The following is a 1,457-nucleotide window of genomic DNA, read 5'->3' on the forward strand; positions in this document are numbered from 1 at the left end:
TGTCTCAAAATTAAGTGTCCGATGGGATTAGACCAGAACAATAGTGATGGGCAAGGTGCCAGTTGTCTTGCCAGAGGGAATGGACTTGTGCCTTTGCGGTGCCAATACCACTTGGCATTCAGTTCTGTTAAAACAGGGCTTTTCGATAGCCATCATTGCCAAATGCATTCATTGTCATCGCTTCAGCGTATATCGCGAGATTAAACGCTGCCAAGGACAACCACAGAACTAAGAAATGTTTGAAATTTAAGCTGCCAGCGGTAGTGTTTAACAAACTAGTGGCTTAATTAGCGAGTGTCGCACTTCGGGGTTGAATTCGGGATTAACCTGACACAGAATTATGAACAGCCTCGATACTGATAACGAGTTATCCACTGTTGCCAAATAACCTATGAGTTTCAGTTTTATTTAAATCTAGTCGCATAGGAAATATTAAACTTTCCCATGCCACTGTCAGTTTTAAGTTTTAAGTTTTAAGTTTTAAGTTTGAAATAATACTGCAAACTCAGGCGCTAAGGTGCACATCACATCAGTGCAAAAAACTTACTAAAAGATGAAGCTACAAAATAAGTCACGGGTTCAAGTTCATCTGATTCATTATGATCCCAAAGAATAATTGATGGCTCACTCGTCTGATTTCTAAAATCAAGGCATAAAAAGTCACCACCAAAAACAACTGCAAATGGAATAATTTCAGTCCCAAGTAACTCTTCATTATCAGTTAATCGTTCTTCAACTTGAGCAATAACAACACTAATATCATATATTCCAACATGAGGTATTATTTGGGGGTCATCCATAATACATAAAAAACGTTCGACTAATCTTTCTTTCCCTTCAACCATAACTACAAAATCATCGAGTACTGCACCATTGTATACATTGATGAAATCTACAAAAGATTTTGGTAATGTTACCCTGTGAAACATTTCAAAATCTTTTATTGTACTCAACAATGGTGGTTGAACTATAGAGTCTTTTTTAATTTTCATGATTTTACCTATCGCTTAGCATCAGCCCAATTTCCAGGAGATCTTCCACCTTTATGATTAATCGTGTTATGTGGACCGAATGGAACTAATTCCATACGTCCAGGAATTTCAGAGTGATGCCAAGTAAAACCATCTGGCTTCCCTCCTTCTATCCTAGAGTCCAACCATCTAAATTTTTGATAATCAGATGATTCCCATAATTCTTCAGGCAGATAATCTATTTTATCAATTAAACCTGCTTGTTCAAAGTCAGGATATTTAGTATCCCCTTTAAATTTAACGTCAGGAATAAGTTCTTTAGCAATTGCTTCTTGCTTAATTTTTCTTTTATCCCCGACAGTTAAACTCTCTCCCCCTGGGAAGTCCTTCCATGACCATGGTTTATTCGAGTTTACTAACTCTGCATATTTTTCAGAATTTGAAAATGTTTTTTGGGAAAGCCGACCTATGGGTAATATTGATCCC

Annotated in this window: 2 protein-coding genes; both read right to left on the minus strand. The window is 37.0% G+C overall.

The window, feature by feature from the left end:
* Nucleotides 1–524: 524 nt before the first annotated feature.
* Nucleotides 525–992: an SMI1/KNR4 family protein gene (locus AAA952_RS22200; RefSeq protein WP_338259677.1), complete on the minus strand. Its 468-nt coding sequence runs from the start codon at nucleotides 990–992 to the stop codon at nucleotides 525–527.
* An 8-nt stretch (nucleotides 993–1,000) separates the two neighbouring features.
* The coding region (locus AAA952_RS22205) for an HNH endonuclease signature motif containing protein (RefSeq protein WP_338259679.1) at nucleotides 1,001–1,457 on the minus strand (457 nt) is incomplete at its 5' end.

The organism is Shewanella sp. M-Br (assembly GCF_036245925.1).
Taxonomy (GTDB): Bacteria; Pseudomonadota; Gammaproteobacteria; order Enterobacterales; family Shewanellaceae; genus Shewanella; species Shewanella oncorhynchi.